Here is a 15,013-nt window from a genome sequence, read left to right as displayed (position 1 = left end):
CTGACCAATCCCCCGGCCGACAGCCTTCTTAATGGTTAGGGGTTGGCTGGCTGTAGCGGAGGGATCGAACTTCCGAATGGCGGAACTGCCTCAGACGTCCACTTCCAGAGTTACGCCTCAAGCCTGGCGGGATCGAACGTTGCACCACTTCCGAGGCGCCTGGCCTTCGCCTTCGGTTAGATCGATGCAAGCTTTCGGGCTTGAACGGCCCAAAAGCTTGCAGCTTTATTCCCGGTCTCCGCGTGAATCGAGCCCACAGGATCCGCGGTTTCGTCACGTATAGTTCGGCTTCCGAGGCTTAGAGCGACGAGCGAACAGTTTCAGTCAAACTTGTAGGAGGCCTGCAGGAACGTGCCCCATCGTTCCATGCTATAGTTCGCAGGATAGGGCCCCTCGGTAACAGGAAAGCTGCGCGCCGTCTTGGCTTCGGTGGCGAGTTCTTTACGCTGGTTTGGAGTCCACATGGCCCAATAACGGCCACCGATGCCAACGCTGAAGTTCTCAGTGATGAAGTAGGATAGGACTGCCTCGACCTGCACACCATTGCCACCACTCCCGCGTTGATCGTCAAAAGTCGTGAAAGGGCGCAGCAGATGGTTGTCGCGCCCGTGGAAATCCGTCCACGGCAGGTAAGCAACGTCGGCACTCACGCGCCAACGATCGAGCAACATGGTCTCAGCGCTGAGGCCGATGCGCAGCGCATTCCAATCAGTGTCTTGGCTGCCGACAGTCCTTCTATCGCCCGGCACAAGGCATGGAGCAGACTTGGGGGAGGCGATCTGAACGCAGCCTATCGAATCAGACTTCTGGCCGTAGTAGCTCCAGCCCATAAACCCACCGACCTTATAGGTGCTGCCGCGCAGGAAATTGTAGCCGGCATCGGCGGTGTAGTAGGTAAACCTTCCGTTGCCCTGACCCGATATCGTGTTGGCGTAGGCGATGCGGGGTCTCCCGGAGGTATCGGCCATGCCCCAATCTTCATCATTCTCATTTCCGTCGTTGAAGCGCCCGAACCCGATATTGCCCTTCAGGAAGATCCCCCAGGGGCTGTCCAGCCGTTCGAACAACTCACCGGAAATCCCATCCAGCCCATGATAGGTGAGTCTTGATACGAGATGACTACCCCCGTGGTCCCATTGAAACTTTCCTCGGCTTAACCAGAGCCGTGTGCCGCTTTCCAACGACCACCTATCAGCGAAGGCAATCGGCGATCCGCTGACCGTCGGCTTTGTCGCGTATAGCGGCGTATCTGACCATGCCCGTGTCCATGGGGCGGCGTCAAAATGGTAGTTCAGACCAATCTTTCCGACGTGATAGCTGCTGGATAGGCTAGTGATGTTGGCCGGGACCGTTGCCAAGGGCGGATACCGTAGGGTCGGAGGGGTTGCTACACTTGGTCCGCCGAACCTCAAATAGTCGTACTCAAGTGTTACGGACCATGCAGGCGTGAGCGCTTGCTCGACGCCCACGCCGATTGTGCCACCGACATCACCATAATCGAAATGGGTCTGTGGCGCCCAGCCACGGCGCCTTTTGATAGGGAATTCGTGGTTGTTGGCGACATCGCCGCGATTGTGTTGCCAGGCCACGCCCCCCTTGAGATAAACCAGCGTGTGGCCCTGCGGGCCAAACGTAAACCCCAGGCGACCCGTCCCGGTGACAAAGGCGCTTGGACTGGTGTTGCAGTTTGCGCTCACGACAAAGCCGGAAACGGCAAGACAGGTGTTTGTACCGTGCGAGACAGCGCCACTTGCATCCAATTCAACGCCGAAAACCCAACGCTCCCTCTGCCAATTGTAGCCGATCTGACCTCCGGCCAGGAACACAGGGGTGTCGACAACGTCCCCATAGAGTGACGGACCATACGGATCACTGAATGATGTCAGCCCGTAGCCGCCGCCGACGTGCCCGCCGATATACCCGCCGGTCCAGCTCCAGAGGGCCGGCGGGACCTTTACCGCCGGCTTAAGATCGGCCGAATTGACGGCACCGCTTGCAACGAGCGCCGCTGTTGCGGCACCGCAAAAAGGAAGTTCAGATCGCATTTCACCTCACGAACACATGACGCGCGCCAACTTGCAACGAAGGCCTAATGGCCGACGTTGTTGGCGCCGCTTCCACGGCGTCGCTTGTGGTGTGCAGGATCTAGGCCAGCGGACGCGATGCGCATTCCCTGAGGTTTTTCGATCGCGATGTTGTCTTCGCAACAAGACCGGTGGATTTTGAAACAAGCCGCGCGTCTGAGGTCGGACACACGGGGCATGCCGCACGCAGGGCATTTCTGGCGGATTGAATAGGTGAACGCTCCTGCGAAGAGCTCGTCTCTTGCTCCAGCCTCCTCGCAACTGTGCAATAAACAACTGTGTTGAGCTATTAGCTGTAGCACCTGTGACTTCGGGAGAGTGGTTCAATGGGCCGAAATCTGCTGCCTGCTGATGGCCCGGCAGATGACGATGGTGCGGCTTCTTGCCGGCAATGTCGCGCGCCTCGGGAGGCAAGAAGCTCGGAAGCCCGCGGCGTTCATTCGGATATAGAAGCACCGGATGTACTTTGTTTAATCGTGCTAGAATGTGTAGTTCGAGTCGGCCCGGACAGCCCATGTAAGGCGATGTAGGACTCCCATATTCGACTGACATCGATCACGGTCGCCCACACTGACACAGGTCGAGGTCGTTCTTGGCGCTATGGTCGAAGGCGATCAGTCCGGTCGTAAGTGAAGTGATGTCTTCAGGCCGCCCGCTAATATGGTCCGGAATGGGGCTCACCGAGCCAGCCCTCGCACCGCGAGCCGACGCCAGCGACTCCGCGCTGTTCATCAGCGAGAGCAAAACATGTCGGGTCGGGGATTTCAGGCGAAAGGCTACCCCCACCCTGGAGACAGCCACTAAGAATCTCGCCATTCCTCCCCGCATAACACGACGCGATCGCAAGCATCAACTGCCCTCGTGATGCGGGAATCGTGCTTGGGTCGGCAGCACGGCTAGGGCGCCAAGCGCGACGCGTCTAAGCCCCCTTTTCGGCGGGCTTATTCAACAGACACACGCACTCATTCTCGAGGAACAGCGTGAAGCTCGCCTCCTATCGCTCCAGGAAATAGTTGAACGCCTTGGCCACATCGTGCTCTCAGGAAAGCTTTAGGAGTTGCTCCCGATATGACCTGAGGGCCTGGCCGAGGCGCGTCAGACAAGAGATGTGTGTCGAAATCCGATCCGCCGGTAATCGACACCTCCATTCTTATCCCTGCTCATCCACAACGCCACTCGATGCGCGGCAGCGTCTTGCCGGCGCTCCAAGAAAAGGGGTGGCGATGCCTTATATCGATTCAGGTGGAATAAGGCTGTATTTCGAGGAATATGGGCGGGGCTATCCAGTCATTTTCGTTCATGAATTTGAATCCGACCTGCACAGCTGGGAAGCGCAGATCCGTTATTTTTCGCGCGGCTATAGGTGCATCGCTTACAACGCGCGTGGATATCCACCGAGCGACGTTCCTGATGATCCTGCCATGTACGGCTGGGAGGTCGCCGTGGAAGACATCGGCATCGTCATGCGCGACCTCTCGATCGGGCGCGCCCACATGGTTGGATCTAGCATGGGCGCCTATGCTGCTCTGCTGTTTGGGTTGCGGTACCGCGAAAGGAGCAGCGCGATCGTCGCAGCCGGAGCAGGGGCGGGATCTCCAGCCTCGGATCGTGAAAGGTGGTTGAAGAACACGTCTGTTCTCGCGCGCGCATTGGCGGCGCGAGGTATGGATGCCATGGCAGAGAAAATGGCGCGCCACTTCACGCGAATTCAACTGAAACACAAGGATCCGAAGGGCTGGCAAGAGTTTGTAGACCGGCTCAAGCAGCATTCAGCGCAGGGGATGGCCAATACTTTGCTCCAGTGCCAAGCCGTGCGACCGTCTTTGCACAACTTCCCCGATGAATTTTCACGGATGACGGTCCCGGTGCTGCTCGCCGTGGGTGACGAAGACAAGCCATGTTTAGAAACCGGCCTGTTGCTCAAATCCACAATTCCCGCCGCTGGCATTTGGGTGTGCCCCAATACGGGCCATGCCATCAATCTCGAAGAACCTGCGGCCTTCAACGCGCAAGTTGAAGCGTTCTTCAGCGCCGTCGAGCGAGGAAGCTGGGGTCATATCGACCGACGGAAACAGTCCGTCTCGGGACATGAGAAGTCAACGGCCGCTCGATTGCATTTCGACGGAGCGCTTCCATGAAGCCATGGATCGGTGTCTACCTTTCCGAGCCCGTCGCCGCGCGGCTCGCAGTCGCAGCGCAATGTCCCGGGGCCACCAAATCGGCGATCATTGAGGCTGCCCTCGCTCATTTCTTCGAGCCAGACCATGACGTCGAAGAGCCCTCGGTAGATCGCCGGCTGAGCGCCATCAACCGGAACCTCGAACAGCTTCATCAAGAGTTGCGGATTGTGAGCGAGGCTGTTGCACTTCAGGCTCGATTTCTTCTCGCCGTCACGCCTCCGCTTGCAGCCGCCGACCAACCTGCCGCCTGTACCCTGGGACTCGCGCGCTTCGACGAATTTGCTGAACAGGTGACAAGGCGGGTCCATCTAGGAACGTCGCTCATCAAGGAAACAATCGAGCGGGTGAATTCGACTGATCCGGCGCATCTTGCAACACAACCGGTGAGGCAAGAAGGGGCGACCCGCTCCACACACCAGGAACCAAACGGCGTTGCGGCGACTGTCGCGGGCAACAAACCACAATCTCCGCCTGATGCTCGAGGCGCAGCCTTCGAGCGCGAACCCGATACAAGAGCAGATCAAACAATGGCTGGCGCGATATTGCGGCCGCTTCTGGCGCCATGGCGTGCTACGGGGCCGCAGCGGTCACGAGCCTTCTCCACAGATTGGCTTTTAGTTTTGCGCGTCTTCTTACCCTTCGTCGCAGCTTACTACCTTTCTTTTCTCTTTCGTACCATCAACGCGACCATAGCTGCACCACTGACCAATGAGTTTGGTCTGGGTGCCGATGACCTCGGTCTCCTGACGTCCATCTACTTCCTGACCTTCGCAGCCGCCCAGATTCCTATCGGGGTGTTAGTGGACCGATACGGTCCAGGGAAAATTCAGAGTGTCGTGCTGATGGCCGCAGCCGCCGGGGCAGCGCTATTTGCCGTCGCCGACAACTTTTGGCTTCTTCTTCTCGGCCGGGCGTTAATCGGCTTTGGCGCTTCTGCAGCATTGACGGCCGGATTGAAAGCCGTCGTTCTCTGGTTTCCCGCCGAGCAGGTGCCACTGCTCAATGGCCTGATGATCATGCTAGGGTCCTTTGGCGCCGTGACGGCAACATTGCCGGCCGAATACCTGCTCGTGTCGATCGGCTGGCGGGGATTGTTTGAGCTCCTAGCCATCGCATCGGTTGGATGCGCCCTTGCAATTTTCGTTCTCGTGCCAAAGGGCAGGTGGTCATTGGCAGCGAAGGGGACTACCGTTGGACTACGAATAATTTATACAGATCCTCGCTTCTGGCGTTTGGCTCCGCTCTCTGCGACCTGCATTGGTACGGCCTGGGCGTTACAAGGGTTGTGGGCTGCCCAGTGGTTCTCCGATGTCGAGGGCCTGGACCGATCGGAATTGCTTCGCAATCTCTTTGCCATGGCAATCGCATCGAGTGCGGGCGCCCTGGTTCTAGGCGTTGCGGCTCAAAAGCTTCGTCGATACGGGATAGGTCCACGACCGCTCTTGGGCTTGGTCGCAGTTCCGTTCTTCGTAGCCCAATTGGCAGTGATCCTGCGAGTACCTTTGCCATCATCTGTTCCGTGGATGATCGTCGCTGCCGGCGGAGCGGCGACCGTCCTTAGCTACGCGATTCTGGCCGATTTTTTCCCAAAAGAGCTTGCTGGACGTGCCACCGCGGCGCTCAATGTCTTTCACATCGGTTGCGCGTTTCTGGTCCAGTATCTGGTGGGCTTCGTGATTCAGTACTGGACGCCTCAGCAGGGCCACTACCCGGAAGTTGCTTACCAGACAGCCTTTGCAATCAACCTTGCAGTTCAGCTCGGAGCATGGTTCTGGTTTATTATCCGCGTGCCCCTATCGGAGGGACGAGGCAGTGGTGCGGGGAGCAGGGGGCCGCTCTAGCTGCTCTAGAAGATGTGGACGAAAGCGGCACCCCCGGGATCCGGGTCCATGTGGGGGCTCTTCAACCTGACGTGCCCGGCTTTGCTGCGAAGTTTTTAATGCCGGGGCGCGACAGGCAGAGCTCACTCAACCCCAGTCGACGTCTTCACGTGGAGTTAGTCTTCTTGCGTCAGCCATGTGATAAACTGTTCAACGCTTCTTGCTTTGCGCGCTGAGGGGTTGAATAGGCCGTAGAACCCAGAGCCAATGATGCGTGATTGAGGAAAAAGTATTCCAAGGCGCCGTTCTGCAATGTCCAGCGAAACGAGAGCCTCCGGCACAAGAGCAATACCATAGCCGTTGATCGCTGCCTCTATGCAGAGAAAGAAGTGGTCAAAGACTTGGCCACGTGGCGTCTGACTGATATCTATACCAGCCTTGCGGAACCAGTCCGGCCAGGCCGAGATACGGCTTTTCATGTGCAGTAGCGGGCACCGCGTCAAATCCTTAGCATGGCGTACTTTCAATTCCGACAGCAGCACCGGCGAGACGACCGCCACGGCTTCGTCATCGAGAAGATGACGGCAAGCTAGTCCGGCCTTTTTCATAGGATGGCGTCGGATGACAAGATCACTTTGGTCGACGCTCGATTCGAACTCATCGGTGTTAGAGGTTTCAAGTCGGATTTCGATACGCGGATTCAGTCGCTGAAAAGCCGCGATACGGGGGATGAGCCATCGCATCGCAAACGATGGCGTCGCGTTGATGCGGATGCAGTGTGCGGAGCCGGAGCTGGCAAAGTCCTCCGAAGCAACGGCCAACAGATCGAGGCTCTTGCGTACATCATGAGCGTAAGAACGTGCTGCAGGCGTCAATTCAATGCGGTTGCCAACCTTCCGCACCAATTTGCGGGAGAAATATCCTTCCAGCAGCCGCAACTGTTGGCTGACAGCGCTGTGGCTGACATTCAGTTCAGCGGCAGCTTGCGTGACGCTTTCATGGCGTGACACCGCCTCAAAGGCACGAAGAGCGGTGAAAGGTGGAATTTTGCGCATGCCTAGCTGTTAGATTCTCTAACATGGATCTCAAGAAATGATACTTTCAAGATGACGGAAACGCCGTTAATTCGGGCGATTGAAAGTCTTCAAGGAGAACGACGATAGCGTTGATTGTAAGAGATTCTCTAGCTCTTCTAAGGCTGCGTTGCAGGTTTTCACTTAAAATAAGGATTAGATGGGCAATTTACTCTCTTGGCGGGGCTCGCCGTTCGCTTTTCCGAGCTTGCCGAAACCCTGTCCGAATGGGTTGCATAGAATGATGCCGGTACATCGACGGGCAGGGTCTTCATGTGCGCCTCCAGCTCGGCCACTCGGTCTCGAGCGCGTGGCTCTTCTAGCGAGCTCGCGCGACCTGGTAGGCCGAGCAGCTTCCTCGCCAAAGGCGAGGGTGAGGTCATTAGGAAGCACGTCGATTATGTTCAAATGGTAGAGCCGGAAGGATCCCGGTGGAAAGCATCTTCCAGGAATTTATTGATGCCATCCAAACCGCAACAAACGCGGATGAATTCGAGCGCGTCGCAACGCGGCTAACACAGAGGCTTGGCTTCCAGCGATTTGCCTATCTGCGCCTGACCGGCGAGACGCCGATGTTGATCTCGTCCTATCCCAAATCCTGGACCAGCCGGTACTTCCAACTAGGATATCAGCAGCTCGATCCTGTGGTGCGCCGCGCGCGTGCCGAGCACGCGCTATTCAGCTGGGGAGGCGAGGCGTCAGCCCTGGCCGGAAATCGCGAACAGCGCCGGTTCTTCGATGAAGCGACGACCTTCGGGATTAGATCAGGCATCACTGTGCCAATCAGGGGCGGATTTGGGCGGATGGCTGCATTTACGCTGGCGACGGGTGACCGCGATCTTCACCCCGAGCGGCTCGTGGCCGACGGGAAGGATCTCGTACAACTCGTCGGGTTGCACTTTCATTGTTATGTCGCCGCCAGACTTGACGTATTCTCTGCCAGTAAACTCGCCGCAAGCGAACTCACTCAGCGCGAGCTCCAATGCCTTGCATGGACCGCGCGCGGAAAAACTATCGCCGATATTGCGGTGCTGGTCCAAATTGCACCGCGAACTGTCGTGTTTCATCTTGATAACGCGCGCCGCAAACTAGGTGCAGCATCTATTGCTCAATGCGTCGCCGAGGCGCTGCGGCGCGGTTTGCTGTCCTAATCATCCACACCCTCTCATTTCGCGAGATGCACAAGAGACCTGGCGCTCGTCGCGCCGGGCATGTTGTATTGTGTTCTGTCCAAAATGGTCTAACGTAATCAAACTGAACAAGAGGTACCTGTAAAATTTGACAGGCGATTAGCAACTCTCTTTCTGGTTTTGAGGCCTCCCGATAATTTCAGGAGGTCGCTATGCATGCCATCGCACTTCACACCTCTCAATTTGGTCGTCATCTGGAGTTGCTCGCGGCGATGTACCGGCTGCGGCGCCGCGTATTCAAGGATAGGCTCGACTGGTCAGTGTCGGTCTCGGGTGAATTCGAGCTCGATGTGTATGACACTCTCGGACCGACTTATCTCATTCTGGTGGCAGACGCCGGAGAGCCGGTTGGTTCGGTTCGTCTGCTTCCGACGACCGGACCAAACATGTTGGCCGATACCTTTCCCGTTCTGCTCGGCGAGACGCCAGCGCCGCATGACGAAAGAATTCTCGAAAGCTCACGCTTTTGCGTCGACACCAGTCTTGTCGCGGAGCAGGCGGCCAATAGTCTCAACCGCGCAACGTTTATCCTTTTTGCCGCCATGATGGAGGCAGCACGCGGCGCGCGCGCAGACAGCATCGTGACAGTCACTGATACACGTATGGAGCGCATTCTCCGGCGAGCGGGCTGGCCATTGAGACGGATCGCTGCTCCGCAGCAGGTCGGATCGACCATGGCGGTCGCCGGCTTTCTCGACATGTCCGAACAAACGCTTCACAGGATGTACGAACAAGCCGACGTCAACGGCCCCGTGCTTGTGCCAGCGGACCTTGTTGACGCGGCCGCCTGATGCCCCGCGAGCAGCATCCAGCAAAAGTAATACGTAAATGCTCGCAGACCCACGACATAGTCGGGTGGTTTTGATCAATATGACGCGCGGCGAGACGCCGGCTTCGGCCGGACTTGCCCCGCGGCATGTCGGTTTCTCATTGCTGCAGACGGGCCTGGAGATGTTCGCCGTCGCGTCGACCCTCATCGGCGAATGCCAGCCGTTCGGGACAAAGGGTCAGCAACTCGTGCACTCGATGGCGCAGCTGGACGTTGACGCTCTTTCCATTTGGCACGATCGGCGGTTTACGGACAATCTGGCTTCACGCGAAACCGGTATCATTTTCTTTGGAGGAGGTTGGCTCGAAGAGGATGTCTTCATTGCCGCGCTGCAAGCCGCCGAGCGTGGATATGACGTACGCCTCCTGTCGGACCTTATCGCGACGCGTGTCGATGCGGATCGATCACTTGCGTTGGATCGGATGGCGCTTCATGGCATCTTGGCGACCACGGTGCGCCAGATGCTGCTGGAATGGGCGGTATGTTTGCATGATCCGCTTTTGACGCAAAAAGTTCAGAAGCTTCTATCGTGATCTGGATTGCCATCGGACCCCTAAAGGCGGGGCACCCGTTCTCGTGAACCTGCAGCCGCCGAATGAGCGCCAAACATTTAGCGCCGCCCCGCAAGCCCACCGGGACACATCAAAGGGCCAAGGACTAAATGGCTTCCAAAGTATTCAACGCTACCAACCATTTCGCTTCGACCCGAGCTATACTATGAACGGGCCTCAAAATTGAACGAGGCGCGCCGTCTGCTACCATTTGCAAATGGTCAATTTCGAGCGGCTAGGAAAGGGCTGGCGCGATGGCGGCAATGTAGAGCTAGGGCCCCACCTAGTCCGATAAGGAGGAAAACCTACTTTGGATGAGCTCGACAGGCTTGCGCGGCTTTTTGGCCTCATCGCGGTGTGCGCCGGCGATGCGATCATGAATGTCCGCGCCTCTGCTCAAAAGGACGATGGTTCGCCAGTGACAGTCGCGGACCTTGAAGCCGACCAGATCATCCGTTCGTGTCTTGCGCGAACGCTTCCCGAATCGTCGATCGTCACCGAAGAAACATGCGGCTCGAAGCTTGCAAGCGAGCGCCGTGCTCGTCGATCCTCTCGACGGAATCATGGAATTCGTTCAGGGGAATTCCCGAATATACCCTTGTTTAATTGCGGAAGGCGAGGCGGATGTCTACCCCCGAGCACCAACGATGGAGTGGGATACGGCTGCCGGGCATGCGGTCCTGCTCGCGGCCGGCGGCAGGGTTGTTGGACCCGGTGGACAGAACATACGCTATGGCAAGCCCGACTTCCGCAACGGTGACTTTGTCGCTTGGGGCGGACGCGCTGCGTCAAACGGCAGCTAACGAACAGATCTGCATCAAAGAAGACCATATGCTACCGAAACATTTGCGTCGCCTCGAAGCTGAATCGATCGAAATCATGCGTGATGTGGTCGCCGAGTTCAAGCGGCCGGTCATGCTCTATTCGATCGGCAAAGATTCGAGCGTCATGCTGCACATTGCCATCAAGGCATTCTATCCCGCGAAGCTGCCCTTTCCCCTGCTTCACGTCGACACGACCTGGAAGTTCCGCGAGATGATCACTTTCCGGGATGAGACGGCCAAGCGCCTCGGCGTCGACCTGATCGTCCACGTGAACAAGGACGGCATCGAGCGGGGGATTAACCCGATCGATTCGGGTTCAGCTCTTCATACGCAGGTGATGAAGACAGACGCCCTGAAGCAAGCGCTCGATCTCTATCAGTTCGATGCTGCGTTTGGCGGAGCACGACGTGACGAGGAAAAGAGCCGCGCGAAAGAACGGATCTTCTCCTTCCGTTCGGCCGGACACGTGTGGGACCCGCGCAACCAGCGACCAGAGCTCTGGAACCTCTTCAACACCCGAATCAACCAGGGCGAAACCATGCGTGTGTTCGCAATGTCGAACTGGACCGAGCTCGACGTCTGGGAATACATCATGCTCGAGAAGATTCCGGTCGTCCCGCTCTACTTCGCAAAGCAAAGACCCGTGGTCCGGCGAAGCGGCGCAATGATCATGGTCGACGACAAGCGATTGTCGCTTCTCTCGAACGAGAAGCCGGAGATGCGTATGATGCGTTTCCGCACGCTGGGATGCTATCCCTTGAGTGGGGCCATCGATTCCGACGCGACCACGATCGAGGATATTGTCGCGGAAATGCAGACTGCGACGGTATCTGAGCGCCAGGGACGCTTGATTGATAGCGATGAAGCCGCTTCGATGGAGAAGAAGAAGCGGGAAGGTTACTTCTGATGCCTTCGAAAGCGACAACCGAGCTTGTCCAGGCCGGAACGAAGGACCAGCTGCGATTCATCACCTGCGGCTCGGTAGACGACGGAAAGTCGACGCTAATCGGCCGGCTGCTGCATGACAGCAAGATGATCTACGAGGATCAGCTGACTGCACTGGCACGCGATAGCGCCAAGCACGGCACCACCGGCAATGATATCGATTTTGCGCTGGTAGTCGACGGGCTTGAAGCCGAGCGGGAGCAAGGCATCACGATCGATGTGGCCTACCGCTTCTTTACCACCCTGCGCCGCTCGTTCATGGTGGCCGACACGCCCGGCCACGAGCAGTACACCCGCAACATGGCCACCGGCGCCTCGAACGCCCAGCTCGCCATCATCCTGATCGATGCCCGCAAGGGCGTGCTGGTCCAGACCAAGCGTCACTCCTTCATCTGTTCGCTGCTCGGTATTCGCCATGTCGTGCTGGCAGTGAACAAGATCGACCTCGTTAACTGCAAGAAGGATGTGTTCGACCGGATCGTCGGGGACTATGTTGCCTTTGCTGCCGGTCTTGGCTTCACCTCGATCGTTCCGATCCCGATCTCCGCCCGGTACGGCGACAACGTCATCAACCGCTCCGGCAACACCCAGTGGTACCAAGGACCTTGCCTGCTCGATTATTTGGAGAGCATCGATATCCAGTCCGACACCGCGAGCCAGACTTTCCGCTTTCCGGTCCAGTGGGTGAACCGGCCCAACCTGGACTTCCGCGGCTATGCCGGGTCGGTGGCTTCCGGGAGCATCTCGGCAGGAGATGAGATCGTTGTCGCGGCGTCTGGACGGACTACGCGTGTCAAGCGCATAGTGACCCAAAATGGCGATCTTACCCGCGCTGAGGCCGGCGATGCCGTCACCATTGTCGTCGAAGACGAAATCGATATCAGCCGCGGCGATCTTCTGGCGCGTCCGACCGAGCGGCCGGAGGTCGCCGACCAGTTCGCCGCTCATCTGATCTGGATGGACAAGGAGCCGCTCGTTGCTGGACGCAAGTACATCCTGCGCATTGGAACACAGACTTTTGCCGCCGGTACTATTACCGCTATCAAGTATCGGATCGACGTCAACACACGGGAGCACCTGGCAGCTAGGACGCTTAGCCTCAACGAGATTGGATTCTGCAATGTCGCGACCGCACTGCCCGCGGCTTTCGATCCTTACGAGGTCAATCGCAAGACCGGATCATTCATCGTCGTCGACCGTTACACCAACCGGACGGTCGGCGCCGGGATGATCGCGTTCCCGCTGCGGCGGGCTACCAATATCGCTTGGCAACCGCTTTCTGTGGGTAAGAGGGAGCGCGCCGCGCTGAAGGATCAAAAGCCTTGCATCATCTGGTTCACCGGCCTGTCCGGCGCGGGCAAGTCGACAATTGCCAACGTTGTCGATCAAAAGCTGTTCGCAATGTCGCGCCACACCATGCTGCTCGACGGCGACAACGTGCGGCACGGATTAAACCGGGACCTAGGCTTCACAGAGGCCGACCGTGTTGAAAATATTCGGCGTGTCGGCGAAGTCGCCAAGTTGATGGCCGACAGCGGTTTAATCGTGATTTGCTCGTTCATCTCGCCCTACAGGGCCGAGCGAGACATGGTGCGCAGCCTGGTTGCTAAGGAGGAGTTCATCGAAGTCTTTGTCGACACGCCGATCGAAGAATGCGCGCGGCGCGATCCCAAGGGTCTCTATTCCAAGGCGAAGTCCGGCAAGCTCAAGAACTTCACCGGCATCGATGCGCCCTACGAAATGCCGATAAGCCCCGAAATTCATCTCAGGACCATGGGGCAGACGCCGGAGCAATTGGCGGAAGCCGTTCTCGATGTACTGATGGCCCGCGCAATCGTGGGCGATCGCTAGCATTTGCCGAATTTGCCGTCCTTGCCCGAACTTCTTGAGCCGATGAAAGAAAAGAACGAGAGTCCAATCGGCAAGCGCTTGCCGTCAGGACCAACCACAACGCTTCGTACACCTGGTCGATACAGGGCTCCAGATCCCGCTTGATTCGTACTAGGCGGCAACGGCCATCGGGCGTGGATCGTCGTCGGTGTCGAGCCTCAAAGTTTGTGCTGATCGCGGGAGCGACCGCGTTTCTGCCGGTTAGATCGCCTGATTGCTGCGCAATGATTTTCTCTTTTACAATCTGCGGCGAACGCGGCATCGCTCAAATGCTCCAACTTTGGTTGCCCATTTCATTGACGGGCACGCCCGATCCGCCAGATATTCCGCTATCAGCCGTTGTGCTTCTCAGGGGCACCGCAATGAGAACGAATGACCGAAGTTTGATGCGCGACATGCGAAGCCGCATGCCCCATCGCTACTCCCCGGCGGTGACCGGCGTCTGTTGTTGATCGTACTGACAAATCGAAACAGTCGACAATCAGACAGGAGCGCCGAAGTCCGGCGATTGAGCACTCATGTCCCAAGCCTACGCCATCGAAGTATCCAATCGAACCGTGGGCATCGTCGTCCGCGAAGAGCGCGGTTTTCGCTTTTTCTCGTCGGAGCGCACTTTTGACATCCTTGATGGCGGTCATTTTCGCTCCGCGCACGCAGCGGAGCGGGCGGCGAGGGCGCTTGTCGAGCGGCGCGCCGGCAACTGGGCGGCATTCACTCTGGGCCTCTAAGCAACCGACGAAAGATCGTTCACACAACCCGGGGTCTCTTTTTGATCGCCTGCTCGTCTACAGTCAGCAGATCCCGGTCGATCAGCCCCATATCAGCCCGCCATCCGGAAGCCTGGATCCCAATTCGATCTTCGGGTAGGGACAGCACGAGCCACGCGTGTAGGCGTAGAGCACGGTCAACTGCGGCAGCCGGTAGGTCGTGTGGACACTTATCGCATCCATAGCATGATGGCTGCGAGAGTGACGACGGCGCAATAGTTTCCGGCGGTTTTTTCGAAGCGGGTTGCTACGCGCCCGAACTGCTTGAGCTTGCTGAAGCAGCATTCCACAAGATGTGGCTGAGCGTAAAGATGGTTGTCGAGTGGATATTTGAGCGCCCTTGACGGGTTGTTGGGAATGATAGCCAGCGCTCCCTTGGCGCGATGGTTTGGCGTAAGTGGTCCGCGTCATAGGCCGTGTCAGCCATGACGACTTCGGCGGACAATCCCTCTATCAAGGCTGCGGCTTGCGGTGCATCACCCTTCTGACCCGCAGCCCGTGTGAACCGCACGGGGCATCCCAAGCCTCGAACGGCCATGTGGATCTTGGTGCTCAGGCCATCGCGAGAACGGCCGATGGCTCGATCTTCAGGCCCCCTTTTTTAGCCCCGGCAGCGTGCTGATGGGGGCTCGGACGATGGTGGAATCAACGATCAGGTATTATACTGAGCTAGCAGCGCGGGCGGTAGGGACAGCGCCTCCATTTGGCCCTAAATACCCCGGCGCCGAGTCGCCCGAGCTGCGTCTACTTAGTTGCATAATCGTCGGTGTGTGGAGGCTAGGCAGCGCGGGGCATCGCCTGCGACCCCCGCAGCCTGGTGTCGGCGAGAGCCGTTCCAGCCAGCCTCATCAGCCCAGGCT

General features: G+C 58.0%; 11 protein-coding genes and 1 pseudogene. 9 read left to right on the top strand and 3 right to left on the bottom strand.

Going from position 1 to position 15,013, the window contains the following annotated elements:
- Nucleotides 1-320: 320 nt before the first annotated feature.
- Nucleotides 321-2,045, bottom strand: coding sequence for an outer membrane beta-barrel protein (locus LMTR13_RS23870; protein WP_156795738.1), 1,725 nt, complete (start codon nt 2,043-2,045; stop codon nt 321-323).
- Nucleotides 2,046-3,307: 1,262 nt separating this feature from the next.
- Here LMTR13_RS23870 and LMTR13_RS23860 point away from each other — a divergent pair.
- Both LMTR13_RS23860 and LMTR13_RS23855 read left to right on the top strand, forming a co-directional pair.
- Complete coding sequence (locus LMTR13_RS23860) at nt 3,308-4,222, top strand: alpha/beta fold hydrolase (protein WP_065729951.1); 915 nt, start codon at nt 3,308-3,310, stop codon at nt 4,220-4,222.
- Nucleotides 4,219-6,105, top strand: a complete 1,887-nt coding sequence (locus tag LMTR13_RS23855) for an MFS transporter (RefSeq protein WP_065729950.1) — start codon at nt 4,219-4,221, stop codon at nt 6,103-6,105. Before LMTR13_RS23860 ends, LMTR13_RS23855 begins: the two co-directional genes overlap by 4 nt.
- Before the next feature lie 155 nt (nt 6,106-6,260).
- Here LMTR13_RS23855 and LMTR13_RS23850 read toward each other — a convergent pair whose 3' ends face one another.
- Nucleotides 6,261-7,139, bottom strand: coding sequence for a LysR substrate-binding domain-containing protein (locus LMTR13_RS23850; protein ID WP_065729949.1), 879 nt, complete (start codon nt 7,137-7,139; stop codon nt 6,261-6,263).
- A 449-nt stretch (nt 7,140-7,588) separates the two neighbouring features.
- Between LMTR13_RS23850 and LMTR13_RS23845 the strand changes: the two genes are divergently transcribed.
- The 7 genes from LMTR13_RS23845 to LMTR13_RS42060 all read left to right on the top strand — a co-directional run bounded on the left by LMTR13_RS23845 (nt 7,589) and on the right by LMTR13_RS42060 (nt 14,114).
- Nucleotides 7,589-8,308 (top strand): helix-turn-helix transcriptional regulator, encoded by a 720-nt coding sequence (locus tag LMTR13_RS23845; RefSeq protein WP_083219167.1) that lies wholly within the window; start codon nt 7,589-7,591, stop codon nt 8,306-8,308.
- Between the two features lie 191 nt (nt 8,309-8,499).
- Nucleotides 8,500-9,138 carry an acyl-homoserine-lactone synthase gene (locus LMTR13_RS23840; RefSeq protein ID WP_065729947.1) on the top strand — a complete coding sequence of 213 codons (639 nt, stop codon included), beginning with the start codon at nt 8,500-8,502 and terminating at the stop codon, nt 9,136-9,138.
- Between the two features lie 64 nt (nt 9,139-9,202).
- On the top strand, nt 9,203-9,709 hold the full coding sequence (locus LMTR13_RS23835; RefSeq protein ID WP_065729946.1) for an isochorismatase family protein: 507 nt from the start codon (nt 9,203-9,205) through the stop codon (nt 9,707-9,709).
- Between the two features lie 581 nt (nt 9,710-10,290).
- Nucleotides 10,291-10,530 (top strand): inositol monophosphatase family protein, encoded by a 240-nt coding sequence (locus LMTR13_RS39545; protein ID WP_083219165.1) that lies wholly within the window; start codon nt 10,291-10,293, stop codon nt 10,528-10,530.
- 28 nt (nt 10,531-10,558) lie between these two features.
- Complete coding sequence (gene cysD / locus LMTR13_RS23825; RefSeq protein ID WP_065729944.1) at nt 10,559-11,458, top strand: sulfate adenylyltransferase subunit CysD; 900 nt, start codon at nt 10,559-10,561, stop codon at nt 11,456-11,458.
- Nucleotides 11,458-13,347, top strand: a complete 1,890-nt coding sequence (cysN, locus tag LMTR13_RS23820) for a sulfate adenylyltransferase subunit CysN (protein ID WP_065729943.1) — start codon at nt 11,458-11,460, stop codon at nt 13,345-13,347. Before cysD ends, cysN begins: the two co-directional genes overlap by 1 nt.
- Before the next feature lie 557 nt (nt 13,348-13,904).
- The gene (locus tag LMTR13_RS42060; RefSeq protein WP_065729942.1) at nt 13,905-14,114 is read left to right on the top strand and encodes a hypothetical protein; all 210 of its coding nucleotides are present in this window, start codon (nt 13,905-13,907) and stop codon (nt 14,112-14,114) included.
- 209 nt (nt 14,115-14,323) lie between these two features.
- On the opposite strand, the pseudogene LMTR13_RS23810 reads toward LMTR13_RS42060, so the two are convergent.
- Nucleotides 14,324-14,812 (bottom strand): annotated as a pseudogene (locus tag LMTR13_RS23810) (IS5 family transposase); the annotation flags it as partial.
- Between the last annotated feature and the right edge of the window lie 201 nt (nt 14,813-15,013).

Origin of the sequence: Bradyrhizobium icense (assembly GCF_001693385.1) — a bacterium.
GTDB lineage: Bacteria > Pseudomonadota > Alphaproteobacteria > Rhizobiales > Xanthobacteraceae > Bradyrhizobium > Bradyrhizobium icense.
This window is presented reverse-complemented; position numbering and strand designations above follow the sequence as displayed.